Raw genomic sequence first — 26,678 nt, 5'->3', positions numbered from 1 at the left:
GCGTCTTTAGGCGCAGTTTGGCAACAGGGGGTTATACCCCAAGAGCAAACCACCCGTTGGACGGGTGGTCATGATTTTATTTCAATTTACGTGAGTGTGTTAAATCTGTTTATGCTGTTCCTTTCTCTATAGTCAGTTTAATGAAGCAGCCTCTGTCTTGTGTATTCATTCATTGCTTGCATGCATGCATTCTCTAGGTGTAAAAGGGAACTCTCCAGTGCATGCTGCGTCTCTGAATCAATGACGACACCTTGTTTGTTCATTTTCAATGTAATATGAGGAATGGTTAAGGAAGCCTCACGTAAGATTTGTGCATTAATCATGTTTAATGTCAGCAATAGTGAAGCATGGGCCTTGTCACCGCCCATGGGGCTTGGAGAAGCAGCGATGGCGACGGTGGGTTTATTGAGCCATTCTCCAGACGAGACGATCCAATCTAATGCGTTTTTCAAGGCACCCGGTACCCCATTCCCATATTCCGGCGTGCAGATCAAAACTCCATCTGACTGCTGCAGCTGAGCTCTGAGATTCTGCACGGCCAAAGGACCTTCCTGGATATCGAGGTCAGGGTTAAAATGCGGTAGGTCATTTAATCCATCGTATACTTCAAACTTAAGGTTAGCAGGGGCCAGCTTCATCATGGCGTGCATTAGTAACGTATTGGAGGACTGGTTGCGCAGACTTCCGGAAATGGCAAGGATATTTAGTTCTTTCTTCAACGTAGCATCATCTCTATTCTTTAATAATGTAGGCGATTTGTTTATTTTCCTCCTGTAGGACTAGACTGTCTATAGAGAACGGTTTTAATTAAGGCATTCTTCATGTTAAACAGGAGATATCCACCATTCTTCATCAATACTACATGCGAGCTTGTATGACTCTGGGTAAAAGGATGAAGAGATCACTAATGATAACAACAACTGACAATGAAGATCATAAATATTTTTAAAAATTAGTACCAAGTACTAATACTTAGTGCTATAATGATAAAAAACAAACGAGGTGATTACCGGTATGAATCAATCAATGGCAACCATTACCGCAATGGGTACGTATGTACCGGATCGAATATTAAGTAATGCTGATTTGGAGAAGCTGGTCGATACGAGTGATGAATGGATTGTACAGCGTACAGGGATGAGAGAACGGCGCATTGCTGCTACTGATCAGTTTGTGTCTGATCTGGCTACGAAGGCTGTAGAAGATATGATGCATCGTTATAATGTTAGCGTAGAAGATGTGGATATGATTTTGGTTGCTACCAGCACACCTGAATATGCATTTCCCAGCACAGCATCCAGAGTACAGGCGAATCTTAACATTCCACATACGGGAGTGCTTGATTTGAATGCGGCATGTGCAGGGTTTACGTATGGATTGCAGCTGGCTGACAGCCTGGTAACGAGTGGCATGTATCATAAAGTGCTGGTTATTGGAGCGGAGACGTTGTCCAAGATTACCGATTACACAGACCGTACGACATGCGTATTGTTTGGAGACGGGGCAGGAGCATTTTTGGTAGAGAGAGCTGCCGGAAAAGGCGATTTTATAGCAGCAATCTCAGGTACGAGTGGAGAAGGTGGTATTCATCTCTATAAGAGTGGCCTATCTTCGGAGATGAATGGCGTACCTCTGCAGGGTGAGGGATGCCTTGTCCAGAATGGGAGAGAGATCTATAAGTGGGCAGTACGCACGATTCCAGAACAGTTAGGCAAGCTTATAGCCAAAGCTGAACTTGAACCAGAGCAGATCGATTGGTTTGTTCCGCATAGTGCAAATCTAAGAATGATTGAAGCGGTATGTGAACGTGGTCCCATTCCGTTGGAACGTACTTTAACAAGTGTGGAGTACCGAGGAAATACATCTGCGGCTTCCATTCCTCTTGCTTTACAGCTTGCAGTAGACGAAGGGAAATTGAAGCACGGGCAACAGGTGGCCCTGTTTGGTTTTGGGGGTGGCCTGACTTACGCTGGTCTGGTGCTAAGATGGGGCGTACCAGATACCATTTTAACGTTTGAATATTAAGCCATTCTTCTTGAACTGAGATACCATCCCAAAAAGTACACCCCTTTCATGAACTCATGAAAGGGGTGTACTTTTAATGTGAGCAGATCGATTAAATTCAATAAGCTATGCAATTCGAAAGTGATTAGCTTGGCAAGGGGAATACCTGATAACCCGCATAGAGTTAGATATTTATTATGATTACAGTAAGCAAGGTGGGGTTATTTTGATCAACAGCTTAATTAACCTCATTTAAGATTTATGGCGTGAGCTTAGGTGCTTGGCGATGATGAGTTCCTTGCTCGTAGCTGTACGCCAGCTTAATCAGGGTTCCTTCGTCAAAGGCGCGTCCCAGGAATTCCATGCCTACAGGCAAACCGTCGGTAGTGAAACCGGCAGGAACCGTGATGGCCGGGAAGCCGGAGAACGGACTCAATCGGTTGTTACCACCAGAGTTCTGGCCTTCGCCAATGACACCAGCGGCTTGCGTCGATGTAGGATAGATGATGGCATCCAGATTGTTGTCGGCCATGACCTTCAACAGGGACTCACGTGTAACTTGGGTACGTTTCAGTACAATATCTTTGTACTCGGTTGTCTCCAGTGTTTCTCTTGCATCACGCGTCTTCATGGATTGTTCCTGTGATTTGTCAAACTGTCCGGACGCGATAATCTCCGACAGGCTGTGATATGGAGCATCTTCTCCCAAGGAATCGAGGTAGTCATTCAGTTGGAATTTGAACTCGTATCCACTTAAGCTCGGATATTTATTGATTTCCGCCAGGTTTGGAATGCTGATTGGAACTGCCGTAGCTCCTAACGTTTTGAGTTCTTCTACCGCGTTGTTAATCACGTCAGCGACAGCTTTTTCCTCAGCTTTGGTACTTGGGATGAGTTCGGTGGCCACACCGATCCGTGCACCTTTCAGTCCGTTTACATCCAGGAAGTCTGTGTAACTGGAAGGGATTTTGCCTACGGCATAGGCTGTAGCAACATCATTTTTATCATAACCTGCTGTAGCGTCCAACATGATAGCTGCGTCACTCACGGTACGAGCCATCGGGCCGCCGACATCCTGGGTCAAAGCGAGAGGGATAATTCCTTCACGGCTGGACAGTCCGATCGTTGGACGAATACCCACAAGACTGTTGAAGCTGGATGGAATGCGGATCGATCCGCCCGTGTCTGTGCCCAAGCCTGCAGCTGCAAAGTTTGAGGCGATGGCGGCACCTGTGCCACCACTTGACCCGCCTGGATAGTGATCCAGCGCATAAGGGTTGAGCGTTTGTCCACCCAATGAGCTGGAAGTGGTGATGCCGAATGCGAATTCATGCAGATTGGTTTTGCCCAAAATAATGGCCCCTGCTGCTTTGAGCTTCTTCACTTGTTCAGCATCATGAGCAGGAACAGAATCCTTGAGGCAGATACAGCCTGCGGTTGTAGGCATATCGTTAGTATCAAAGTTGTCTTTGACCAAAACTGGAATGCCGTGCAAAGGTCCACGGGGTCCTTGAGCTGCACGTTCTTCGTCCAAAGTTTCAGCGATTTTGAGTGCTTCCGGGTTCAGTGTAAGGACTGCATTAATACTCACACCTTGATCATCGTATTTTTCAATACGATCCAGATACTTCTGCACCAACTCTTTGGATGTCAGTTTTCCTTGCGTCATGGCAGCCTGGAGTTCGGTAATGGTGGCTTCCTCCAGAACAAATGGTTTTATGTAGTTATAAATGCGGTCTTTCAGTATGGCGACATCATTTTGTGTAAGGACAGCATGAGGAAGGAAGAGAGAGTCCGTGTATCCTTTCATCAATCCGGCGGTGTTCAGAGCACCAATGGCACCGGCAAAGCTGGCCTGATCCGGAACATCCTTGAAGGACTCGACAGTAGACTCCAGCTTCAACCATGTTTGCAGGGCTACAACAGCATCTTTACGCTGTACTGTTGTTGTACCGGAAAGCTTGTCCATGGAAAAAGGAACACCTGCAAGTGTAGCCGCTTCTTCCATGGCTTGAACAAATGCCGTTGCAGTGACAGGAGCCTTACCAGCTGTTACGGCTGCAACCGTAGTTTTGCTCGAAGGCGTTGCCGTTGCGGCTGACGCCAATGGTACAGTTCCTCCCCATGTTGTGGCGATAACAGCCCCTGCCAGCAACAAGGCCCCACTTTTTTTCAATACAGATCCATGATAAGTCATGCATCCACGCTCCCTTCCTGTGTATCAATGATGTGTGTTAGCGAATCTGGTATAGTTGCTTTTGTCACATTCTAAATAGATGTAAGGTATTATTACAACACTCATATATATCCAATAAAACGTATACATCCTATATATTCGCTATACATACTTCCAGATGCTTCTCATTCCATGCGTGGAAGAAACTTGTCGAAGAATATTGTGTTAAGTAATCTAACATATAGGGAGCGGTTAAGTATTATTTCATGAAATAAATCGCTTTTGAAAGCTAAAGCAAACCAATACCATGAAATGATATAATAAAAGGATAGAAGTAGAAGAATGCTCATAATCAACGATAGAAGCAAGAGAGTCGTAGGTTCCATTAAGAAAGGAAGAGATTGAGTGAAAACATTGGTACTCGCAGAAAAACCATCTGTGGCACGTGAAATTGCCAGAGTCATGGGTGCGCGTGATAAACATAAAAGTTATATGGAAGGCCCGAAATATATCGTGACTTGGGCGCTAGGACATCTTGTTGGGCTGGCTGAGCCGGAGGATTATGACAAAAAGTATGCAACGTGGAATTTGGAGGATCTGCCGATTCTGCCGGAGCGTACCAAGCTGAAGGTGCTCAAAGAGACAAACCATCAATACAAAGCGGTTGCACAGCTGATGAAACGCCAGGATGTTGGTGAACTGGTTATTGCTACGGATGCGGCGCGAGAAGGAGAGCTGCTGGCCCGTTGGATTATGCAGATGGCCCAGTGGAAGAAACCGTTCAAGCGACTATGGATATCATCCCAAACGGACAAGGCTATCAAGGATGGATTTGCAGCGCTGAAGCCAGGCAGCCAATTTGATCGACTTTATGAATCGGCCCGTTGCCGGGCAGAAGCAGATTGGATGATCGGACTTAACGTGACTCGGGCACTGACGGTCCGGTTTAATGCGCAACTGTCAGCTGGACGGGTACAGACCCCTACACTAGGCATGATTATGGACAGGGAAAATGAGATCAACAGCTTCCGCTCGCAGGAGTATGAGACGTTAACGGCGGATTTGGGAGGTTTTCAGGCAGTATGGCGGGCTGCAGGCGGTGATTCACGCATCTTTGATCCCCAAGAGACACAGGCATTGAAGAAACGGATAGAGGGTCGCAAGGGTACAATTGCCCAAGTGAAAAAAAGTGAAAAGGTTGAGCCGCATCCGCTTGCTTATGATCTGACGGAATTACAACGGGATGCCAACCGGAAATACGGTTTTTCCGCGAAGCAAACATCCAATGTTCTGCAACGCCTGTATGAGCAGCACAAGCTGGTAACCTATCCACGTACAGATAGCCGTTATCTGACTTCAGATATGACAGGAACGTTGAAAGAACGGTTGGATAGTGTAGCTATCGGACCTTATGCAACTCTGGCCCGTCCTTTGCTGCGTAAAAATCTGAATATCACCAAACGTATCGTGGATGACAGCAAGGTAACCGATCACCACGCGATCATTCCAACAGAACAGACGGTTCTCCTTAATCAGTTAAATCCAGAGGAACGTAAGCTATACGATCTGATCGTGCGCCGATTCATCAGCTTGTTCTATCCGGCTGCGAAGTACGATTCTGTCGCAATTACCGTTCAGGTGGGGAATGATTCATTTTATGTAAAAGGCACAACGGTAAAAGAAAGTGGTTGGCGCGAAGTGTATGGCGGAGAGTATAGCGATGAGGATGATGATCGGAATGACGATTCATTAGACCATGAACGTGCGCTTTTGCCAGATGTGCAGCAAGGACAGTCCGTGACGGTTCAACGTTGTCATATCAAAAGTGGACGGACGATGCCGCCCAAACGGTACACCGAAGCAGCTCTGCTTTCCCAAATGGAGAAGCATGGACTGGGAACTCCGGCTACACGTGCAGATATTATTGAGAAGCTGGTCAGTTCCGACACGATTGATCGTCAAGGCAACAGTATGCATCCTACGGGAAAAGGGAAACAGCTGATTGAACTGGCGGCTCCACAACTCCGTTCGCCTGAATTAACAGCCCGCTGGGAAGCTGAACTGGAACGAATCGCCCGTGGACAAGGGAAACCAGAGCCTTTCCTGGATAGCATCCGGTCGATGGCGAAAGAGCTTGTATCCACTGTGAAAGGCAGTAAAGCCGAGTACAAGCCGCATAATGTATCCAACAGTCACTGTCCAGATTGTAATGCCAGATTGTTGGAGAAGAAGGGCAAACGCGGCAAGTTTCTTGTGTGTCCTACAGAGGATTGCGGATATCGTCGTTCGGCAGAGAAAAGACTGTCCAACCGTCGCTGCGCGCAATGTCACAAAAAAATGGAAATCAAAGAGGGTAAAGCGGGTTTGTACGTGCAATGTCTGCCTTGCGGCATCACGGAAACGTTGGATAAAGACAAACAGCATGTGAACAAACGTGATCAGCAAAAGCTGGTTAAGCAGTATGCCAAACAGGAATCGATTGGCTCCAATCTGGGGGATCTGCTGAAGGCGGCCATGGAGAAAAAAGGGGAATAGATGGCTCTTAATTTTAAATGAAGAGAGCCAACGGATTAACCTGCTGCATGTGGCAAGTCCACAGAAGTTGTGAATTGCCTGTTCAGGAACAATGTGCCGTATAAGAACCTCCTTTTTCAGGCAACGTAAGCCTAGGAGGTGATACGCAGATGCCGCATAACAAGCCAGAGAAAATTCACAATCAGCAGAATAATGATAGCATCCGGGAAGAGCATATCGCTGTACGCCCGGAGAAAGCAGCCAAAAGAGCTCCCAATCTGAACGGTATTCCAAAACAGGAGTCCTAGTCTCAGAATGCGTGTTTCTTTCCTTCTGAAATGATACGCGGTCCCTACCCATGCGTTGAACATGTCTCTCTGGAGGTCTATAATGGAGATATAGGGAGATGTCCCGGGATAGGGGGACCGCTAAAACTTTATGCAAACCGGATTGATACTGTGGTTTTTATTTATTAATGTAGTTGGTTATCTGGTGATGTCAGACGACAAGAAACGAGCACAGCGACGTCGAGACCGTACACCCGAACGAACGCTGTTCCTGCTGGCCTTTATTGGAGGGGCGTTGGGAGTATGGGTTGCCATGTATCGTAAACGTCACAAGACCAAACATCCCAGCTTCACAATCGGCATCCCGTTGTTGTTATTCCTTAATGCGGTAATCTACGGTTATTTTCTGCAATGAGGTGGCGGGATAACTATGGATGCTAATCTGCTTGTTTTAAGAAAAAGTTATTATAATTATGTAAATTGTTTCGTATGATTCGTTCGTTTTGGTCCTGGTGCGTTTAAGGAGTTACATGGTTCTTGTATATTAGGTTAGACCGAAGCTGGCTTCGAATGTTCTACATATATAAGGAAGGGAAGGGATTTACATGTTATTCTCCAAAATACTAGTTGCTTATGATGGGTCGAAAGCTTCAAATAAAGCACTTGATCGTGCGATTGAGTTAGCCAAAGTTTCTCCGGGCGCTGTGCTGGATGTTATTCATGCTTTTGACTTTCCGCGTGTATTCATAGGAGAAGGATTGGCTCCATTGCCGCCATCTCTGAATAATGACTACTATAATCTGGCGGTGCAAACGACAGATGAGGCGAAGGAGCGGATTCAGGCTGCTGGCGTCACAGCCAACGTGGATCTGATTCAGGGGGCTGCTGCCGAGGTACTTCTCGATTACGCCAAAGAGAACGGGTCGGACATCATTATTATTGGTAGCCGTGGCCTTGGTGGAATCCGGGAATTTGTCTTGGGCAGTGTCAGTCACAACGTGGTGCAGCATGCACAGGTTCCAGTACTAATTGTGAAATAATTATAGAATGTGTGTGTACACATGAAAGAGCAAGAGCCGGCTGTCTTCGATGGGTTGAAGAGGGGCCGGCTTTCTTTTTTGGAATAAAAGGGATGGAGTCTCTCCAAATGATCGGTCATTTCCGAACATTAAATTTGTCAATATGTTAAATGTTCGTCTTTAAGTTGACATTAGCTGTAGGGGATTGTTAGAATGTTAGATGTGTCGATCAGTTATAAATAAGGTCGAGTAGGTTCGAAAGATGTGGAATCTTCATCATTATTGAAATAATTTGTTGAAATAGATATTTGCTCGTATAAAGCCGGGGATAGGGCCCGGAAGTATCTACCCGGGAACCGTAAATTTCCGGACTACGAGGAGATACGGCTGAGAGTCGCATGAAATCAGATGCGGACAGCAAGCCCACCTTTGGCATGCCCAAATGCGGGATACGTATTTCTTGGAGTCCGGTGTCCGAAGAAAATGTGATGTTTTCGCGGGTAGCGGATTTTTTCATTTCACAATTAAACGATATACAAGAGGATTAAACCAAAACGCTCAGACGGGAGTTGGATGTATTCATGTCAGTGCAGGTGGCTGTAATTATGGGCAGTAAGTCGGATTGGGAAACGATGAGGCATGCTTGTGAGGTGCTGGACGAGCTAGAGATTGGGTATGAAAAAAAGGTCGTATCTGCGCATCGCACGCCAGATTTGATGTTTGAATACGCGGAGCAAGCGATAGACCGCGGATTCAAAGTTATCATTGCTGGTGCGGGTGGGGCGGCACATCTGCCAGGTATGGTTGCTTCCAAAACGATGCTTCCGGTCATTGGAGTGCCCGTGCAATCCAAGGCGCTAAACGGTCTCGATTCTTTGTTGTCCATTGTGCAGATGCCTGGTGGCATTCCCGTCGCAACGGTAGCGATTGGCAAGGCAGGTGCAACGAATGCCGGATTGCTTGCGGCTCAGATCATCGGTGCTTTTGACCAGGATGTCCAACGTCGCAGCGAAGCCCGTAGAGAGCGAATCAAACAAGAAGTGCTCGAAAGTAGTGATGAACTATGAGTCATTCGGGAGTTCAATCCGGATCAGCGGGACAATTACAGCGTGTCTTGCTCCCAGGGAAAACAACCATTGGTATTCTCGGTGGTGGGCAGCTTGGACGAATGCTGACGTTGGCTGGAACAGCGATGGGTTATCAATTCGTTACACTGGATCCTGCTGCAGACGCTCCTTGTGGACAAGTTGCCCACCAGATTAAAGCAGGGTATGACGATGAGACGGCTGCGCTGGAACTGGCCCGGCAGTGTGACGTAATCACCTATGAGTTCGAGAATGTAGATGCCGATGTGGCTTCTCTTCTGGAACGGGAATCCTATGTACCGCAAGGGAGTGCATTACTGTACACAACCCAGCATCGTTTGCGTGAGAAACGGGCAATCGAAGCGGCGGGCGTACGCGTTGCTCCTTATCGTGAGATTACAAGCAAGGACACGATGCAAGCGGCCGTCAGTGAGCTTGGTGTTCCTTGTGTACTGAAGACGGTGACTGGCGGATACGACGGTAAGGGTCAACGGGTTATTCGAGAAGCAAATCAGGCGGTAGCTGCTTATGAAGAACTCGCAGCTATCGGTGCTGAACTGGTGTTGGAGCAATTCATCAAGTTTGACTGCGAGATTTCAGTCGTTGTTGCACGGAGTACCAATGGGGAGATTAAGACGTTCCCGCCTGCCGAGAACATTCATGTAAACAATATTTTGCATGCTTCCATCGTACCGGCAAGAGTACCTACAGACATTCAGATTGAAGCGCAGAAGTTGGCGGCGGCAGTGGCGAAATCGATGCAAGCCGTTGGATTGCTGGCGGTGGAACTGTTTGTTGCGGCAGATGGAAGACTGTATGTGAATGAGCTGGCACCAAGGCCGCACAATTCGGGACATTATACAATGGAGGCCTGTGCCACATCACAATTTGAACAGCATATTCGTGCGATTTGCGGATTACCGCTTGGAGATACTTCATTATTAAGTCCGGTTGTTATGGTTAATGTGCTTGGAGAACATCTGGAAGGTATTATTGCCAGAACGGGTCAGGCTGACGCGGAAGCGCTGGAACTCGGTGTGATTCCCAAGCTTCATATATATGGTAAAACCGAAGCGAAGACAGGACGTAAGATGGGGCATGTCAATCTGCTCTGTCAGGATGTAGAAGAAGGTTTACAATGGATTGAACAAACTAATCTTTGGAGGAATACAAATTCATGATCGAACGTTATAGCAGGCCCGAAATGAGAGCTATCTGGACTGAGGAGAACAAATTCAAGTCATGGCTGGAAGTTGAGATTTGTGCATGTGAGGCGTGGGCCGAACTCGGTGTGATCCCTAAAGAAGAAGCAGCATTGCTTCGTCAGAACGCTTCTTTTGATATCGACCGCATTTACGAGATTGAACAGGAAACACGTCATGACGTGATTGCTTTTACACGTACAGTATCTGAAAGTCTGGGTGCAGAGCGGAAATGGGTGCACTACGGACTGACTTCCACGGATGTTGTTGATACTGCTTTGGGATATGTACTGCGCCAGGCGAATGAAATTCTGGAACGCGATATTGTGAACTTTATTGAAATTTTACGTGAAAAAGCACTGACTTATCAGCACACGCCAATGATGGGACGTACACATGGGGTACATGCGGAGCCAACGACGTTTGGTCTGAAAATGGCACTTTGGCATGAAGAAATGAAACGGAACCTGGAGCGTTTCCGCCACGCAGCAGACAACGTACAATACGGTAAAATCTCTGGAGCAGTTGGCACATATGCCAACATCGATCCTTTTGTTGAAGAGTTTGTCTGCGAGAAGCTGGGCACGAAGCCTGCACCAATCTCGACTCAAACGCTGCAGCGTGACCGTCATGCAGAATACATGGCTACACTGGCATTGATCGCAACATCGCTGGACAAGTTTGCTACAGAAGTACGTGCGCTGCAAAAGAGTGAATTCCGTGAAGTGGAAGAAGCATTTGCGAAAGGTCAAAAAGGATCTTCGGCAATGCCGCACAAACGTAACCCCATTGGCAGTGAAAATATCTCTGGTCTGTCCCGCGTCATTCGCGGACATATGGTATCGGCCTATGAGAACGTAACACTGTGGCATGAGCGTGATATCTCACACTCTTCCGTAGAGCGTATCATCCTGCCGGATGCGACCATGCTGCTGAACTACATGCTGAACCGTTTCGGTAACATCGTGAAGAACCTGACCGTGTTCCCTGAAAATATGAAACGCAATATGGAGCGCACCTTCGGCGTGCCATTCTCCGGTCGCGTTATGACAAAGCTGATCGACAAAGGTTTCAGCCGCGAGCAGGCATACGATACCGTTCAACCTCGTGCGATGCAGGCTTGGGAAGAACAACGCCAGTTCCAGGATATCGTGGAATCCACGCCAGAAATCACCGAGGTGCTGAGCGAAGAGGAAATCGCCGATGCGTTCAACCCATCATGGCACCTGAAGCATGTGGATACGATCTTCAAGAAACTCGGTTTGAACGACTAATACTTCAATAAGGCTAGAGAACAGAATGATGGGTTAGCAAGGAACGCAGAAGACAGAAATAAGCTGAAGAAGCGAAGCGTTCGCCTTTATCCCCGGATTTTCACTTTTGGGAAAGTGAGATCAAAAAATCTGGGAATAACAGCGATCGAAAGGTTGTTCTGCATTCGAAGTGGTTAGCGTGATAAGGGAAATGGAACTTATATTTTACATCTCCTGAAAGAAGGTGAGCCTCCATGGCGCTGTCCACTGCGGCAGATCTCGTTAAAGCTCCTTTGTTATATAAGGGAAAAGTACGTGAGTTGTACGATCTGGGTGAACATTTTCTCATTGTAGTTACGGACCGGATATCGGCATTTGACTATGTGCTTGACCCAGCCGTTCCTGAGAAGGGCAATGTGCTTAATAAACTGAGCAGCTTCTGGTTTGAACTGACGGGCGACATGATGGACAACCACGTGGTTCATACGGATGTAAGCCAACTGGGCGATATCATCACCGACCCTGCACTGCTTAAAGACCGCATTATGGTGACCCGCAAAGCGGAACGCATTGATATTGAATGTGTGGTGCGTGGATACATTACAGGTGGCGGATGGAGACAATATGAGAAAAGCGGAGAGGTCAACGGCATCAAGCTGCCGGATGGACTTCGCAAAAACGCCAAGCTCGATGTTCCCATCTTCACCCCGGCGGCCAAAAACGATGTCGGTCACGACGAAGACATTCCAATGGATCGAATGAAAGAACTCGTTGGGGACGCTCTGGCGATTGAGTTACAGGAAAAGAGCCTGCGTCTGTATGAATTCGCTCGCGACTATTGTGATCAGCGCGGAATTATCCTCGCAGACTGCAAGTTCGAATTCGGTATCGTGGATGGCAAAGTCATCCTAATTGACGAGATATTCACTCCAGACGCTTCGCGCTTCTGGGCCAAAGAGAATTACGCACTCGACATCGAGATTGACAGCATGGATAAAGAGCCGGTACGCACCTATCTTTTAGGGAGCGATTGGGATAAGAACAGTAAACCTGACCCGCTGCCACAAGAGGTTGTGGAGGCAACAACCGCAAGATATGTCGATATTTATAATCGTTTAACGGAAAAGTAAGTTTGATTATGGGACGTTTGAGTGTAGGCTACGGGAAAGTTTGGCTTTCGATCGCTGTTGCCCCCGGAATGTTTTGATTGGAATCCTTTTTTTTCAAAAGGAAACATTCCGGTTGCAAAGGCGAACGCTTTCGCTTCTACAGCTCAAATCTTCCCCTCCGCGAGAGTTCAAACTGGTGGATGAGGCAATTAAGAGCGGTGGCTTCCGATAGGTAGGGAAGCCTGAAAAAATTACGAGAATTAAATTCATTGATTACTAAAGTATTTTATAGACCATTTATTGTTTTAACGTAATGGTCAGGCTCGACCATTACCCACCGTGCAACGTAAAAGGTTTAGGCCTTTAAAAAAACGTCGCATGGACTAGCGGAGGGGCGGAATTGTTCTTAAAGGAGCGAAGCGTTCGCCTTTGTCCCCGGGTTTTGACCGCACAGCGGTTCAAAACAATCAAAAAACCTGGGGACAACAGCGACCGGAAGAACATCCGCCCCGAAGCAAGCTTTACTATTACCCACCGTGCAACGTAAAAGGTTTAGGCCTTTAAAAAAACGTCGCATGGACTAGCGGAGGGGCGGAATTGTTCTTAAAGGAGCGAAGCGTTCGCCTTTGTCCCCGGGTTTTGACCGCACAGCGGTTCAAAACAATCAAAAAACCTGGGGACAACAGCGACCGGAAGAACAATCCGCCCCGGAGCGAGCTCCCAAGCCACCTTTTTAACAGCATAAAGCATTTATCCCGTTCATTACTGAGGAGGAACATAAGGATCATGATTAAAGCAACCGTCTATGTCACTATTAAGCAAAGCGTTCTCGACCCGCAAGGAGTAGCTGTTCAAGGTGCCCTGCACTCAATGGGATTCAATGAAGTGGAAAGTGTACGGATCGGTAAAGTCATGGAACTGAATCTGGATACAACAGATCGTGCGGAAGCGGAGAAACGATTGAAAGTCATGTGTGAAAAGCTGCTGGCCAACACCGTTGTTGAAGATTACCGCTACGAATTGGAGGGTTAATCTCATGAAATTTGCAGTTCTTGTGTTCCCTGGCTCCAACTGCGACATCGACTGTTACAAGGCAGTGGAAGATGCGATTGGACAAGAGGTTGATTATGTATGGCACACGGCTACAGATCTATCGGCTTATGATTGCATTCTGGTTCCGGGTGGTTTCTCGTATGGTGACTATCTGCGCTGTGGAGCGATCTCCCGTTTTGCACCTGTAATGAACGAGGTAGCGAAAGCTGCTGAACAAGGTAAATATATTCTCGGCATTTGCAACGGATTCCAGATCTTGACCGAAGCAGGATTGCTTCCTGGAGCACTGATTCGCAACACGTCCCTGAAGTTCCGTTGTCACGATACGGTATTGAAAGTGGCTAACGCAGATACGCCATTTACACGTGATTATGCACCGGGTGAAGAGATTATCATCCCGATTGCTCACGGTGAAGGCAACTATTATTGCGATGAAGAAACCCTTGCAAGTCTGCAAGCGAACAACCAAATCGTCTTCACATATGGCAGCAACCCGAACGGTTCCCTGGGCGATATCGCAGGAATCTGTAATGAGGGCGGAAACGTGGTCGGCATGATGCCACATCCAGAGCGCGCGGTGGACTCACTGCTCGGTTCGGAAGACGGCAAACGTATGTTTACATCTATTTTGAAAGCATGGAGGGATCGGCATGACGCAGCAGCTATCCGCTAAGGAACCGACGGCAGAACAAGTCGCAGAACATAAACTTTACGCACAAATGGGCGTGTCTGACAGCGAGTATGAGCTGATCTGTGAGTTCATGGGGCGCAAGCCGAACTACACGGAGATTGGTGTATTTAGTGTCATGTGGTCCGAGCACTGCGCGTACAAAAACTCCAAGCCGTTACTGCGCCGATTCCCTACAAGTGGACCGCGTGTTCTGATGGGACCAGGTGAAGGTGCCGGAATCGTGGATATCGGTGATAATCAGGCGGTTGTATTCAAAATTGAAAGCCATAACCACCCTTCCGCGGTTGAGCCTTACCAAGGTGCGGCGACAGGTGTTGGCGGCATTATCCGTGATATTTTCTCCATGGGTGCAAGACCCGTTGCGTTGCTGAATTCCCTTCGTTTTGGCAAGCTGGAAAGTGATCGTGTGAAGTATTTGTTTGAACATGTCGTAGCGGGTATTGCCGGGTACGGAAACTGTATCGGTATTCCTACCGTTGCAGGTGAAGTGATGTTTGATGAGAGCTACGAAGGCAATCCGCTGGTTAACGCCATGTGTGTCGGTCTGATTGATCATGACAAGATCCAGCGCGGCGTAGCAAAAGGTGTGGGCAACCCTGTGTATTATGTCGGACCGCCAACAGGCCGGGATGGTATTCATGGCGCTACCTTTGCATCGGTTGAACTGACGGAAGAATCGGAGTCCCAACGGACAGCGGTTCAGGTCGGTGATCCGTTTATGGAGAAACTGGTGATGGAATCTTGCTTGGAACTCATCGACACCGGCATTGTGCTGGGTATTCAGGATATGGGTGCAGCAGGTCTGACATGCTCCAGTGCGGAGATGGCAAGTAAAGCGGGTAACGGTCTGGAATTGTATCTGGATCAGGTTCCACAGCGTGAAGAAGGCATGACGCCTTACGAGATGATGTTGTCTGAGTCCCAAGAACGCATGTTGTTCGTCGTTGAGCCGAAGGATGAAGCGCAGGCGATGGAAATCTTTGAACGTTGGGGCGTTATCTGTGCAAAAGTTGGTAAAGTAACGGATGATGGACGTCTGAAATTGATTCACCACGGCGAAGTAGTGGGCGATATGCCGGTAACGGCACTAGTTGACGAATGCCCGGTGTATGACAAACCTTCTTCTGTACCAGCTTATTATGAAGCAAGTGCTTCCATCGACACGCTTCGTTACGACGAAGTGTCGGATCTCGGCGGAGCATTGAAGCAAGTGCTGGCTTCCCCAACCGTAGCGAGTAAAAAATGGGTTTATGATCAATATGATTACATGGTGCGTACAAGTACTGCGGTTCGTCCAGGTTCGGATGCAGCGGTTGTAACGATTCGTGGAACACGTAAGGGTCTGGCAATGACAACAGACTGTAACGGACGTTACGTGTATCTTGATCCAGAAGTAGGCGGACGGATTGCTGTCAGTGAAGCTGCGCGTAACATTGTATGTTCCGGCGCAGAGCCATTGGCGATTACGGACAACCTGAACTTCGGTAACCCGGAGAAGCCGGATATTTTCTGGCAGATGGAAAAAGCGGTAGACGGTATGGCAGAAGCTTGCCGCGTGCTGGATACGCCAGTTATCGGTGGTAACGTGAGTCTGTACAACGAAAACGCCAAAGGCTCCATCTACCCAACGCCAGTTGTCGGTATGGTTGGCCTGGTGCATGATACAGATCACATCACAACACAAGGGTTCAAAGCGGAAGGTGACGTTATCATCCTGCTGGGTGAAACGAAAGCTGAGCTGGGCGGCAGTGAGCTGCAATACGCCGTTCATGGCCAAACAGAAGGCCGTCCGCCAGAACTGAATTTGCAAACGGAAAAGGCATTGCTCAGCACCGTGTTGGAAGCCATTCAATCCGGTCTCGTTCGCTCTGCGCATGACTTGTCCGAAGGTGGTCTGGCAGTAGCATTGGCAGAGTCTTGCATCAGCGGCAATGTGGGTGCACAGGTCAATGTTGAAACGGCATTGCGTGGGGACCATGCACTTTTCAGTGAAAGCCAATCCCGTATTCTGCTGTCGGCTTCGCCGGAGCAAGCGGGTAAGCTGGAAGCCTTTGTACGTGAGCGTGGTGTGCCTGTAGCTGTTATTGGGCGTGTAGAAGGAAGTAATCTGACGATTGAATTGAACGGAACATCAGCCGTGAACGAACCCGTAGGAGGTTTGACACAGGTCTGGGAGGATGCGATTCCATGTCTCATGAACTGACGACAGGACCTTTGTGGACAGGCGATTATTATAATGAAGGGTCCGGCAAGGAAGGACTCGATAAATTAAAAGAAGAATGTGGCGTATTCGGGGTCTTCAAGCACCCTGACGCCGCATCGCTGTCCTATTATGGCCTGCATGCTCTGCAACACCGGGGCGAAGAAAGCGCAGGCATGTGTGTAAGCGACGGCAATGAGTTTCACTACCATCGTGGCATGGGTCTGGTGAAGGAAGTGTTCACCAAGGACCTGATGCAGACGTTGACCGGAGATATCTCCATTGGACACGTTCGCTATTCAACCAGTGGTGACAGTAAGCTGACCAACGCACAGCCCTTGGTATTCAAATATCGTGATGGCGATCTGGCTGTAGCAACCAACGGCAACATCGTCAATGCGCCAACAATCCGGCGTGAGCTGGAGCAGGGTGGGTCCATTTTTCAAACGACCAGTGATACAGAAGTTATTGCCCATCTGATCGCGAGATCGCCCAAGGGATTGGTAGAAGCCGCAAAGGATGCGTTCCAACGGATTGTGGGTGGTTATGCATTTCTGATCATGACCAACGATAAGCTGCTGGTTGCTTCTGATCCCCACGGTCTGCGTCCGTTGACGATGGGTAAATTGGGAGATGCGTATCTGTTTGCATCTGAGACATGTGCGCTTGAAACCATCGGTGCAGAGTTGATTCGTGACATTGAACCTGGCGAATTGTTGGTGCTGGATGCGGATGGTCTTCATGAAGACCGTTTTGATCATCACAAACACCGCAAGGCGCTATGCGCAATGGAGTATATCTACTTTGCCCGTCCGGATAGTGACATGAATGGTGCGAACCAGCACGCTGCACGTAAACGGATGGGTAGCCGGATGGCGATTGAGGCATTTGTGGATGCTGATCTGGTGACAGGCGTGCCAGACTCGAGTATTTCCGCGGCAATTGGCTACGCCGAGCAAACCGGGATTCCGTATGAGATGGGTATGATCAAAAACAAATACACTGGACGTACGTTTATCCAGCCAAGCCAGGAGCTGCGCGAGCAAGGTGTGAAGATGAAACTAAGCGCCGTGCGCCGCGTCGTCGAAGGTAAACGCGTGGTCATGATTGATGACTCCATCGTACGGGGAACAACTTCCCGCCGGATCGTGAACATGCTGCGAGATGCCGGAGCCACGGAAGTTCACGTTCGCATTACATCACCACCGTTCAAAAACCCGTGCTTCTACGGTATCGACACTCCCGACAGCCGCGAATTGATCGCCTCACAGCTGTCGGTGGAAGAAATCTGCCGTGAGATTAATGCGGACTCCCTGGCGTTCCTCAGCCCCGACGGGCTGATTACATCGATTCAGGGAGATAATCAGGATGACTATAAAGGCGGGCTCTGCCTCGCATGTTTTGATCATGATTACCCAACCCACCTTGACTTCGGTGGCGAAGAAAAATTCGGCTGCAGCTGTTAGCTTTTATTGGCGAGACAAACGTATCTCGCCGCCCCGTACGCAGCCCGAACGCCCTTAGCCCCGCCTTGCGGAGCAACAGGGGCAAGGGCAGCCAAGCGAAGCAGCTGCCCTGCGGGCGCAGCCCCGCAGCGCAGTCGAGCGGGGTTCGCCGACCGATGGCCTACGGCCAACGGGAACGGCGAACAAAACCGCGAGCACACGCACGAACGAACCATAGCAAGATCATACCAGCCACCCCAGCACCGCTTGTTTGGCGGGTGTCCAGAGGGCCTGCCAAGGTCCTTTGGGGTCCTCCCGGGCGGGAGGATTTAGGAGGGGCGAAAAAAAAGGAGCGGATTCCACTTGTCCGAAGCATACAAAAACGCCGGCGTCGATATCGCGGCAGGCAACGAAGCGGTTGAACGGATGAAAAAACACGTGAAACGTACCTTCCGTCCGGAAGTGATGACAGATCTGGGGGGCTTTGGCGCCCTGTTCGGTTTGAACAAAGATAAATATGATGAGCCGGTGCTTGTATCCGGTACAGACGGCGTAGGAACCAAGCTGAAAATCGCATTTGCCATGGACCGTCATGATACTATCGGAATCGACGCGGTAGCCATGTGTGTGAACGACATAGTGGTACAAGGTGCAGAACCGTTGTTCTTCCTCGACTATCTGGCATGTGACAAAGTCATTCCGGAGAAAATCGAAGCCATTGTTGCGGGTATCGCAGAAGGCTGTCATCAATCAGGTTGTGCATTGATCGGTGGCGAAACGGCTGAAATGCCGGGCATGTACAGTGAGGGTGAATATGATATTGCCGGGTTTACGGTGGGTATCGTGGACAAAGCGAAAATCATTAACGGTACAACTATCGCTCCTGGTGACACGGTGATCGGACTCGCATCCAGCGGAGTGCACAGCAACGGCTTCTCCTTGGTACGCAAACTTTTGCTGGAACAAGCCGGATTAGGATTACAGGATGAAGTCGCTGAATTGGGTGGCAAGCTGGGTGACGCACTGCTGGAACCAACGAAGATCTATGTAAAACCACTCCTGTCCCTGCTTGAAAAGGTAAACGTAAAAGGCATGGCCCACATTACAGGTGGTGGCTTCATTGAGAACATCCCGCGTATGCTGCCAAGCAGCGTGAATGTAGATATTGACTACGGTTCTTGGCCGATCCTGCCAATCTTCAACCTGCTGCAAGAAAAAGGATCTGTTTCGAACCGTGACATGTTCACCACGTTTAACATGGGGATTGGACTTGTGCTGGTTGTGAACGAAGCAGATGCAAGTGAGGCATTGGAACAACTGAAAGCATCCGGTGAAGAAGCGTACATCATTGGACGTGTGACCGAAGGAGATGCGCGAGTAACCTTCACGGGAGCGGATGTTTAATGGCGAACTACCGTATTGCTGTATTTGCCTCTGGTGAAGGGTCGAACTTTCAGGCATTGGTTGATGCAGCACGGAACGGAGGGCTGGATGCATCCATAGATTTGCTGGTATGTGACAAGCCGGCTGCACGTGTGGTGCAGCGGGCGCAGGATGCAGGCGTGGAATGCCATCTGTTTACTCCCAAAAATTATGATTCCCGCGAAGCCTACGAGGCTGAGATCGTGGAAGTGCTTGAATCCAAAAATATTGATCTGGTTGTTCTTGCAGGATACATGAGATTGCTGACTTCGGTGGTCGTGGATCGTTATGCAGGACGGCTGATTAACATTCATCCATCCTTGTTGCCAGCATTTGCAGGCAAAGATGCAGTAGGACAGGCACTGGAATACGGCGTTAAAATTACCGGAGTTACCGTACACTTTGTGGATGGAGGCATGGATACAGGGCCAATTATTGCCCAGCATCCTGTTCCGATTTTGCCAAAGGATACAGCTGAATCCGTTAGTCGCTCCATCCATGCTGCCGAACAGCAGCTGTACCCTGAGGTTGTATCCTGGTTTGCTCAGGGACTGGTTAAACTCGAAGGTCGCCAAGTTACGGTGATGAAACCGGATTAATATAAGGTGGATGACTTTTACACGTTAACGGAGAGGACAGAAATAAGCTGGAGAAGCGGAGCGTTCGCCTAAAAGCTTTCTGAAAGAAAGCTGCATCGGAAGCATACGCTTTATTCATGGATTTTCACTTTTAAAAAGTGTTCAAAAAATCTAGGAATAACAGCGATCGGAAGATTGTTCTGACCTCGTAGTGGTCCAGTGTAAACTCATTCGTTCAACTTATATAGTAGAGTCGAAAATTGGTACGCATTTTGTGATATTTCTCGGGAAATAAATCGGTTGTTTTTCGCCATGAAACGCGAAGCCATGGGACATTAAAGGAGGAGCATATTGTGAGTATCAAAAGAGCGCTGGTCAGCGTGTGGGATAAAACAGGCATCGTGGACTTTTGCCGCGAGCTGTCGCAAATGGGTGTGGAGATTATTTCGACAGGAGGTACAAGCAGCCTGTTGTCGAAGGAAGGCGTACCTGTCATCGGAATCTCGGATGTGACCGGATTTCCGGAGATTATGGACGGACGTGTCAAAACATTGCATCCGGCAGTTCATGGTGGCTTGCTAGCTGTTCGTGACAGCGAAGAGCACAAGCGCCAAATGGAAGAGAACGGGCTGGATTATATTGACCTCGTTGTTGTGAACCTGTATCCATTTCAGGACACCATCGCCAAACCGGACGTAACGTATGAAGATGCAATTGAAAACATCGATATCGGTGGTCCAACCATGCTTCGTTCTGCTGCTAAAAACCATGCTTATGTTAGTGTCGTTGTGGACACAGCAGATTATGGCAAGGTGCTTGAAGAAGTCCGCAGCAATGGGGATACCACTCTGGAAACACGCAAACGGCTTGCGGCAAAAGTGTTCCGCCATACAGCGGCTTACGATGCAGTTATTTCCGATTATCTCTCCAACCTGAACGGTGATCCGCTGCCAGAGCGACTGACGGTTACTTACGAGAAACTTCAAGATTTGCGCTACGGCGAAAATCCGCACCAGCAGGCGGCATTCTACCGCAAACCGCTGGCAGCTCAAGATACGTTGACAACAGCCGAGCAATTACACGGCAAAGAATTGTCCTACAATAATATCAACGATGCGAACGCAGCCTTGCAGATCGTTAAAGAATTTGAAGAACCGGCAGTTGTGGCGGTTAAACATATGAATCCTTGCGGCGTTGGTACTGGCGAAAGCATCTACGAAGCTTATGGCAAAGCTTATGCGGCTGATCCAACTTCCATCTTTGGCGGAATCGTGGCAGCGAACCGCATTATCGACAGCGATACAGCAGCCAAACTGAGTGAAATCTTCCTGGAAATCGTGCTGGCTCCTGACTTTACACAAGAAGCACTCGATATCCTGACCAAAAAGAAAAACATTCGTTTGCTTAAAACGGGTGAGCTGAACGCTGCCCGAAATCGGGAGAGCCAATTCGTAGTCACTTCCATCGACGGTGGCATGATCGTGCAACAAAGCGATGTGCATTCCATTGAAGCAAGCGAGCTCAAGGTAGTAACAGATCGTGCACCATCCGAAGAAGAACTGAAACAGCTATTGTTTGGCTGGAAAGTGGTTAAGCATGTGAAATCCAATGCGATCGTGCTGGCAGCAAACAACATGACTGTAGGTGTGGGCGCTGGGCAAATGAATCGTGTCGGTGCAGCCAAAATTGCGATTGAACAAGCAGGAGATCAAGCCAAAGGTGCCATTCTGGCATCCGATGCATTCTTCCCGATGGGCGACACACTGGAGCTCGCAGCGAAAGCTGGAGTTACGGCAGTGATTCAACCAGGCGGCTCAATCAAGGACGAAGAGTCCATCAAAGTGGCTAATGAATACGGTATTGCCATGGTATTCACTGGCGTTCGTCATTTCAAACACTAAACGACAACTATAATGCTTCCAAACGATGAACAAGCGAATAGGCTTGTTCATCGTCATTTGAAGCTTTTTTAGCAAAAGAATAGAAAAAATCCTGAAATTCATGGAGGGGAACAACGCTAATGGATATTCTGGTAGTGGGCGGCGGTGGCCGGGAGCATGCAATCATATGGGCACTGGCGAAAAGCCCGAAGGCAGGCAAGATTCACTGTGCGCCGGGAAATGCAGGCATTGCACAGCTCGCCGATTGTCATCCGATTGCAGTAAATGAATTTGATAAACTTACGGCGCTTGCGGTGGAGCTCAACGTGGGCCTGGTTGTTATTGGGCCAGATGATCCGCTAGCGGACGGCATTGTGGATGCTTTTGACAAGACAGGCATCCCGGTTTTTGGACCACGTCGTAATGCAGCAGAGATTGAAGGTAGCAAAACGTTTATGAAGGACCTGCTGCACAAATACAAAATTCCGACCGCAGCCTATGAGAAATTCGACAATTACGAGCAGGCGCAGGCTTATCTGAATGAGCAAGCCATCCCTGTGGTGATTAAGGCCGATGGACTGGCAGCTGGTAAAGGCGTTACCGTAGCCTATTCCCGTGATGAGGCAGACCAGGCACTCCGTAGCATTATGGTGGACAAAGTATTTGGGGAAGCCGGAGCCAAGGTCATCATCGAAGAATTCCTGGCAGGTCAGGAAATGTCGATTTTGGCTTTTGTGGATGGGGAGACCGTTCGTCCGATGGCCGCTGCACAGGATCACAAACCGGTATTTGACAACGATCAGGGGCCAAACACAGGTGGAATGGGAACCTACTCGCCACTGCCGCACATCCCGGCATCCATCATTGAAGAAGCAGTGGAGACAATTATCAAACCAACGGCCAAAGCGATGGTATCCGAGGGGCGTCCGTTCCGCGGTGTCTTGTTTGCCGGACTAATGATCTCACCGGATGGCAAACCCAAAACAATTGAGTTTAACGCCCGTTTCGGTGATCCCGAGACGCAGGTCGTATTACCTCGTCTCAAAAGTGATCTGCTCGACATTTTCTGGGCAACCGTGCACGGCAAATTGGCCGACATCAAGATCGAATGGAGCGAAGAAGCTGCTGTATGTGTGGTACTCGCGTCTGGCGGATATCCGGGTCCTTATGCGAAAGGTGTAGCCATTGAGGGACTGGATCAAGTCGATGAAGCAGTGGTATTCCACGCTGGAACGGCACGCAATCAATCTGGAGAATGGGTCACCAATGGTGGACGGATTCTAGGTGTTGTAGGTATTGGTGCCGATATCGCCGAAGCAAGAAACAAAGCTTATGCTCAAGCGGACCGAATCCGCTTTGATGGCAAACATCAGCGGTCTGACATTGCCGCCAAGGCTTTGGTTAACCAATAACTCGATCAACGTATGGGCTCGTAAGATGCTCGCCTGAAAAAGGTGTTTGCATCCTGCGAGCCTTTTGTTGCGTATACATGACTATGGGATAAAGCTAGTTCTATTTTTCTCGACAGGTTAAGGAAAGAAAGCCAGACTCTTATGTTGTTTGAGTATTCTTGGCAGGGGGTATTATTTTTGTAAAACCGTCTAGTCTAACAATAATGAATGAAAACTTCATACATAAAGACTATTTTGTGAACAATATAATATGTAGTATTCCAAACCATAACGTGCAACTGGATGGTTTGGTGCAAATTGTGCTATACTTTTCTGAAACAGGAATGAATAAGAGGGGAGGTGGATATCTATTGGGAAGGCGATATTGTAAACTGTCCAAATGGAGAATTTTGGTGGAGTAAATCGGAGAAACAAGCGACAGCATGAGGGGCAACCCTGGTTTTATTGAAGTAGTTTCTGTAGGTGATTAACTTCATCCTGAATTCCTGTTTTGCAATTTTACAAGGTCAGAGTATAACTTATACAAACTTTATCATTAATCGATTTCATATAAGGCATACGCCGTATTGAACGTCAATCAGCTGTTGAATAGTTAACCAAGTTAACGGATCACGCTGTAACTATCTCTGGAGGTGAATCCCTGAGAAGCGGGGAAATCATTGGACATAATTACCATATTAAATATTGCATTACTCATTATCTTGATTGCGTTGACCGCATTTTTCGTTGCATCGGAGTTCGCTGTGGTCAAGATTCGTACATCAAGAGTGGATCAGCTTATTGCCGAGGGCAATAAGAAGGCCATATTGGCCAAGAAAGTAGTCACGGATCTCGATTATTATCTTTCTGCCTGTCAGCTCGGTATTACCGTCACTGCCCTGGGATTGGGTGCACTCGGTAAGCCAACTGTTGAAAGGCTCCTATATCCGGTATTTGAGTATCTAAACGTATCGGCTTCCGTATCATCCGTCGCATCCTATGCGATTGCGTTCATACTTGTCACGTTCCTGCACGTTGTTGTTGGTGAGATGGCTCCCAAAACGCTGGCGATTCAATTTTCCGAAAAATTGACGCTGCTGCTCTCGCCGCCGCTTTACTGGTTCGGGAAAATTATGTACCCGTTCATCTGGGCGCTGAATGGTGCATCTCGCGTTATTCTTCGTGGTTTTGGCGTTAAGCCCGCAGGGCATGAGCAGGCGTACTCGGAGGATGAGATCAAAATCATCATGAACCAGAGTTATGAAGGGGACGAAAACAACAAGACGAAGCTTTCGTATCTGGAAAACGTATTCGTGTTCGATGAGCGTGATGCCAAAGACATCATGGTTCCGAGGACAGAGCTGGTAACACTAAATCAAAATATGACCTACGACGATATCATCCCGATATTGGATGAGCATAATTATTCACGATATCCCGTCATTGAGGATGGGGACAAGGACCGAATTGTCGGTGTCGTGAATGTGAAAAAGATTTTGCCTGATATGGTTGCCCTTAAGGAGCACCAGCTTGTCGATTTTGTTCGTGAAATTCCTTACGTTTCTGAAGTTACAAGTATTCAGGATGCCATGATCAAGATGCAGCAGGAACGTGTGCACATGGCTGTGGTCGTGGATGAATACGGAGGTACCTCGGGAATTATTACAATGGAGGATATTCTGGAGGAGCTTGTCGGCGAGATTCGGGATGAGTTCGATGCCGATGAAGTTGCTGACATTCAGGAAACTGGAGAGAACCAATATCTCATTAACGGCCGGGTGCTGCTGGATGAGCTGGAGCGGCAGTTTGGGCTTGTATTTGAAGGTAATGAAGAGATGGATACCGTGGCCGGATGGATTCAGTTCCAGAAGGGTGTCGGTGTGGAGCAAGGCGATACGATAGAACACGGTGATTACGTCTGGACCGTTGTGGACGCAGAAAATTTTCACATTAAGCAGGTCCTGCTTGAACGTGTAAATGGTGCACTAGTCGATGAATCTACCAGTGAACTGACTTAATCTAATTACCGGAGCGTCACTCGTGCTTCACTTAAATAATATGATCAACTTGGAGGTGAATCCCTCATACTTGAGGGAAATCATTGGACGGAATAATAGCCTTAAACTTATTTTTAGTAGCCGTATTTATCGGTCTGACCGCCTTTTTCGTTGGAGCGGAATTTGCCATTCTGAAAGTACGGATGTCTCGATTAGATCAGTTAATCCTGGAAGGTAATAAAAAAGCGGTATTGGCCAAAAAAGTGGCTCACAATCTGGATTATTATCTATCTGCGTGTCAGTTGGGTATCACCATTACGGCGCTGGTATTGGGTGCACTGGGTGAACCTACTGTTGAGAAAATGCTGCACCCGCTGTTTGAACGACTTGAGGTTCCTGCGGCTTTATCTACGGTACTATCGTATGGTATTGCTTTGGCGATCATCACGTTCCTGCATGTCGTGATTGGCGAATTGGCACCGAAAACGCTGGCGATTCAGTTTGCTGAGAAAATGACTCTATTGCTCGCACCGCCGCTGTACTGGTTCGGTAAGATCATGAATCCGTTCATCTATGCGCTGAATGGGGCTGCTCGTCTGTTGCTTGGCATATTTGGTATAAAGCCAGCAGGTCACGATACAGTTCACTCTGAAGAGGAACTGAAGCTGATCATGGCGCAGAGTTATGAGAGTGGGGAGATTAATCAAACGGAACTGGACTATCTCAAAAACATTTTTGCTTTTGATGAGCGTCTGCTTCAGGAGATTATGATTCGCAAAGAGAAAATTGTCACGTTAGATAAAGAAATGCCGCTGGATCGTATGATTGAGGTTCTGAAGCAGCATGAATACACACGTTTCCCAGTGATCGAAAAAGGAAATCTGGACCACTTCGTTGGATTTATTCACACGAAGGAGATGCTCACGAGTGTTGCTGCTGGCCGTGCGTTCAATATGGATACGTTTGTTCATGACATGTTGAAATTCTCGGAGTTATCACCCATTAAGGATGTATTGATCCAGATGCAGCAAAGTCGTTCCCATATCGCAGCGGTTCATAACGCGGAGGGGGTAACGGTGGGTCTCGTTACAATGGAGGATATCCTAGAAGAAATTGTTGGAGATATCAAGGACGAGTATGATGGCAAAGATCTGGTACAACTGCCTAAGCGATTAAAATTAACCTAAAGCATAATGTAAAGTTATAAGGGTCGATATTATGCGGCGGCAATGAATATGATTCAAGGAAGACAGGTTTCCGAGTGATCGGGGCCTGTTTTTTTGTCCATATTATTATACTCAAGCAGCATTTCAGCAGGTCAAAGCCATGAGTATCTTAATTTTAAAACAAAAGCTTGCATATTGAGGCCCAA

At 48.1% G+C, this 26,678-nt stretch carries 22 protein-coding genes and 1 riboswitch; of the genes, 19 read left to right on the top strand and 3 right to left on the bottom strand.

The features are described 5' to 3' along the window. Positions 1–137: 137 nt before the first annotated feature. Positions 138–719, bottom strand: coding sequence for an NADPH-dependent FMN reductase (locus P5G61_RS31020; RefSeq protein WP_301249972.1), 582 nt, complete (start codon positions 717–719; stop codon positions 138–140). 295 nt (positions 720–1,014) lie between these two features. Here P5G61_RS31020 and P5G61_RS31015 point away from each other — a divergent pair, with 295 nt between their 5' ends. Further along, positions 1,015–2,025: a ketoacyl-ACP synthase III gene (locus P5G61_RS31015; protein ID WP_301249971.1), complete on the top strand. Its 1,011-nt coding sequence runs from the start codon at positions 1,015–1,017 to the stop codon at positions 2,023–2,025. Positions 2,026–2,263: 238 nt separating this feature from the next. Here P5G61_RS31015 and P5G61_RS31010 read toward each other — a convergent pair whose 3' ends face one another. Continuing rightward, the gene (locus P5G61_RS31010) at positions 2,264–4,201 is read right to left on the bottom strand and encodes an amidase family protein (protein WP_301249970.1); all 1,938 of its coding nucleotides are present in this window, start codon (positions 4,199–4,201) and stop codon (positions 2,264–2,266) included. A 384-nt stretch (positions 4,202–4,585) separates the two neighbouring features. Between P5G61_RS31010 and P5G61_RS31005 the strand changes: the two genes are divergently transcribed. The 12 genes from P5G61_RS31005 (at position 4,586) to purF (ending at position 18,059) form a co-directional block, all read left to right on the top strand. Next, positions 4,586–6,715 (top strand): DNA topoisomerase III, encoded by a 2,130-nt coding sequence (locus P5G61_RS31005; RefSeq protein ID WP_301249969.1) that lies wholly within the window; start codon positions 4,586–4,588, stop codon positions 6,713–6,715. Positions 6,716–6,864: 149 nt separating this feature from the next. Then, positions 6,865–7,002, top strand: coding sequence for a hypothetical protein (locus tag P5G61_RS31000; protein WP_173405256.1), 138 nt, complete (start codon positions 6,865–6,867; stop codon positions 7,000–7,002). Positions 7,003–7,132: 130 nt separating this feature from the next. Further along, positions 7,133–7,396 (top strand): DUF1294 domain-containing protein, encoded by a 264-nt coding sequence (locus tag P5G61_RS30995; protein ID WP_024633550.1) that lies wholly within the window; start codon positions 7,133–7,135, stop codon positions 7,394–7,396. A 190-nt stretch (positions 7,397–7,586) separates the two neighbouring features. Beyond that, complete coding sequence (locus P5G61_RS30990) at positions 7,587–8,021, top strand: universal stress protein (protein ID WP_024633549.1); 435 nt, start codon at positions 7,587–7,589, stop codon at positions 8,019–8,021. Positions 8,022–8,292: 271 nt separating this feature from the next. Continuing rightward, a riboswitch (purine riboswitch) is annotated at positions 8,293–8,394 on the top strand. 187 nt (positions 8,395–8,581) lie between these two features. Next, positions 8,582–9,067 (top strand): 5-(carboxyamino)imidazole ribonucleotide mutase, encoded by a 486-nt coding sequence (gene purE, locus P5G61_RS30985; RefSeq protein WP_285080832.1) that lies wholly within the window; start codon positions 8,582–8,584, stop codon positions 9,065–9,067. Beyond that, the gene (gene purK / locus P5G61_RS30980; protein WP_301249968.1) at positions 9,064–10,266 is read left to right on the top strand and encodes a 5-(carboxyamino)imidazole ribonucleotide synthase; all 1,203 of its coding nucleotides are present in this window, start codon (positions 9,064–9,066) and stop codon (positions 10,264–10,266) included. Before purE ends, purK begins: the two co-directional genes overlap by 4 nt. Continuing rightward, positions 10,263–11,561 carry an adenylosuccinate lyase gene (gene purB, locus P5G61_RS30975; protein ID WP_301249967.1) on the top strand — a complete coding sequence of 433 codons (1,299 nt, stop codon included), beginning with the start codon at positions 10,263–10,265 and terminating at the stop codon, positions 11,559–11,561. Before purK ends, purB begins: the two co-directional genes overlap by 4 nt. Before the next feature lie 233 nt (positions 11,562–11,794). Then, positions 11,795–12,670, top strand: a complete 876-nt coding sequence (locus P5G61_RS30970) for a phosphoribosylaminoimidazolesuccinocarboxamide synthase (RefSeq protein WP_301249966.1) — start codon at positions 11,795–11,797, stop codon at positions 12,668–12,670. A 765-nt stretch (positions 12,671–13,435) separates the two neighbouring features. Next, positions 13,436–13,681 (top strand): phosphoribosylformylglycinamidine synthase subunit PurS, encoded by a 246-nt coding sequence (gene purS / locus P5G61_RS30965; protein WP_017690695.1) that lies wholly within the window; start codon positions 13,436–13,438, stop codon positions 13,679–13,681. 4 nt (positions 13,682–13,685) lie between these two features. Beyond that, a complete protein-coding gene (gene purQ, locus P5G61_RS30960; protein ID WP_062329968.1) occupies positions 13,686–14,375 on the top strand; it encodes a phosphoribosylformylglycinamidine synthase subunit PurQ in 690 nt (229 codons plus the stop codon). Next, positions 14,353–16,596, top strand: coding sequence for a phosphoribosylformylglycinamidine synthase subunit PurL (gene purL, locus P5G61_RS30955; RefSeq protein ID WP_301249964.1), 2,244 nt, complete (start codon positions 14,353–14,355; stop codon positions 16,594–16,596). The genes purQ and purL overlap by 23 nt, the downstream gene beginning before the upstream one ends. Continuing rightward, positions 16,581–18,059 (top strand): amidophosphoribosyltransferase, encoded by a 1,479-nt coding sequence (gene purF / locus P5G61_RS30950; RefSeq protein WP_301249963.1) that lies wholly within the window; start codon positions 16,581–16,583, stop codon positions 18,057–18,059. Before purL ends, purF begins: the two co-directional genes overlap by 16 nt. On the opposite strand, the gene P5G61_RS30945 is transcribed toward purF, so the two are convergent. Beyond that, complete coding sequence (locus P5G61_RS30945; RefSeq protein ID WP_301249962.1) at positions 18,056–18,259, bottom strand: hypothetical protein; 204 nt, start codon at positions 18,257–18,259, stop codon at positions 18,056–18,058. The genes purF and P5G61_RS30945 overlap by 4 nt on opposite strands. Before the next feature lie 142 nt (positions 18,260–18,401). Between P5G61_RS30945 and purM the strand changes: the two genes are divergently transcribed. From purM to P5G61_RS30915, 6 genes are all read left to right on the top strand, one after another. Beyond that, positions 18,402–19,442, top strand: coding sequence for a phosphoribosylformylglycinamidine cyclo-ligase (gene purM / locus P5G61_RS30940; protein ID WP_301249961.1), 1,041 nt, complete (start codon positions 18,402–18,404; stop codon positions 19,440–19,442). Further along, the gene (purN, locus tag P5G61_RS30935) at positions 19,442–20,059 is read left to right on the top strand and encodes a phosphoribosylglycinamide formyltransferase (protein ID WP_301249960.1); all 618 of its coding nucleotides are present in this window, start codon (positions 19,442–19,444) and stop codon (positions 20,057–20,059) included. The genes purM and purN overlap by 1 nt, the downstream gene beginning before the upstream one ends. A gap of 332 nt (positions 20,060–20,391) precedes the next feature. Continuing rightward, positions 20,392–21,939, top strand: coding sequence for a bifunctional phosphoribosylaminoimidazolecarboxamide formyltransferase/IMP cyclohydrolase (purH, locus tag P5G61_RS30930; protein WP_301249959.1), 1,548 nt, complete (start codon positions 20,392–20,394; stop codon positions 21,937–21,939). A gap of 119 nt (positions 21,940–22,058) precedes the next feature. Beyond that, entirely contained in the window at positions 22,059–23,330 is a 1,272-nt protein-coding gene (gene purD / locus P5G61_RS30925; protein WP_301249958.1) for a phosphoribosylamine--glycine ligase, read from the top strand. Positions 23,331–23,989: 659 nt separating this feature from the next. Then, positions 23,990–25,327 (top strand): hemolysin family protein, encoded by a 1,338-nt coding sequence (locus tag P5G61_RS30920; RefSeq protein WP_301249956.1) that lies wholly within the window; start codon positions 23,990–23,992, stop codon positions 25,325–25,327. An 83-nt stretch (positions 25,328–25,410) separates the two neighbouring features. Then, positions 25,411–26,493 carry a hemolysin family protein gene (locus P5G61_RS30915; protein ID WP_301249955.1) on the top strand — a complete coding sequence of 361 codons (1,083 nt, stop codon included), beginning with the start codon at positions 25,411–25,413 and terminating at the stop codon, positions 26,491–26,493. The last annotated feature ends 185 nt before the right edge of the window (positions 26,494–26,678 follow it).

The sequence above is a fragment of the Paenibacillus vandeheii genome (assembly GCF_030433635.1).
Classification (GTDB): domain Bacteria; phylum Bacillota; class Bacilli; order Paenibacillales; family Paenibacillaceae; genus Paenibacillus; species Paenibacillus vandeheii.
Note: the sequence above shows the minus strand (reverse complement) of the source record. Positions and strands in the feature narration are given on the sequence as shown.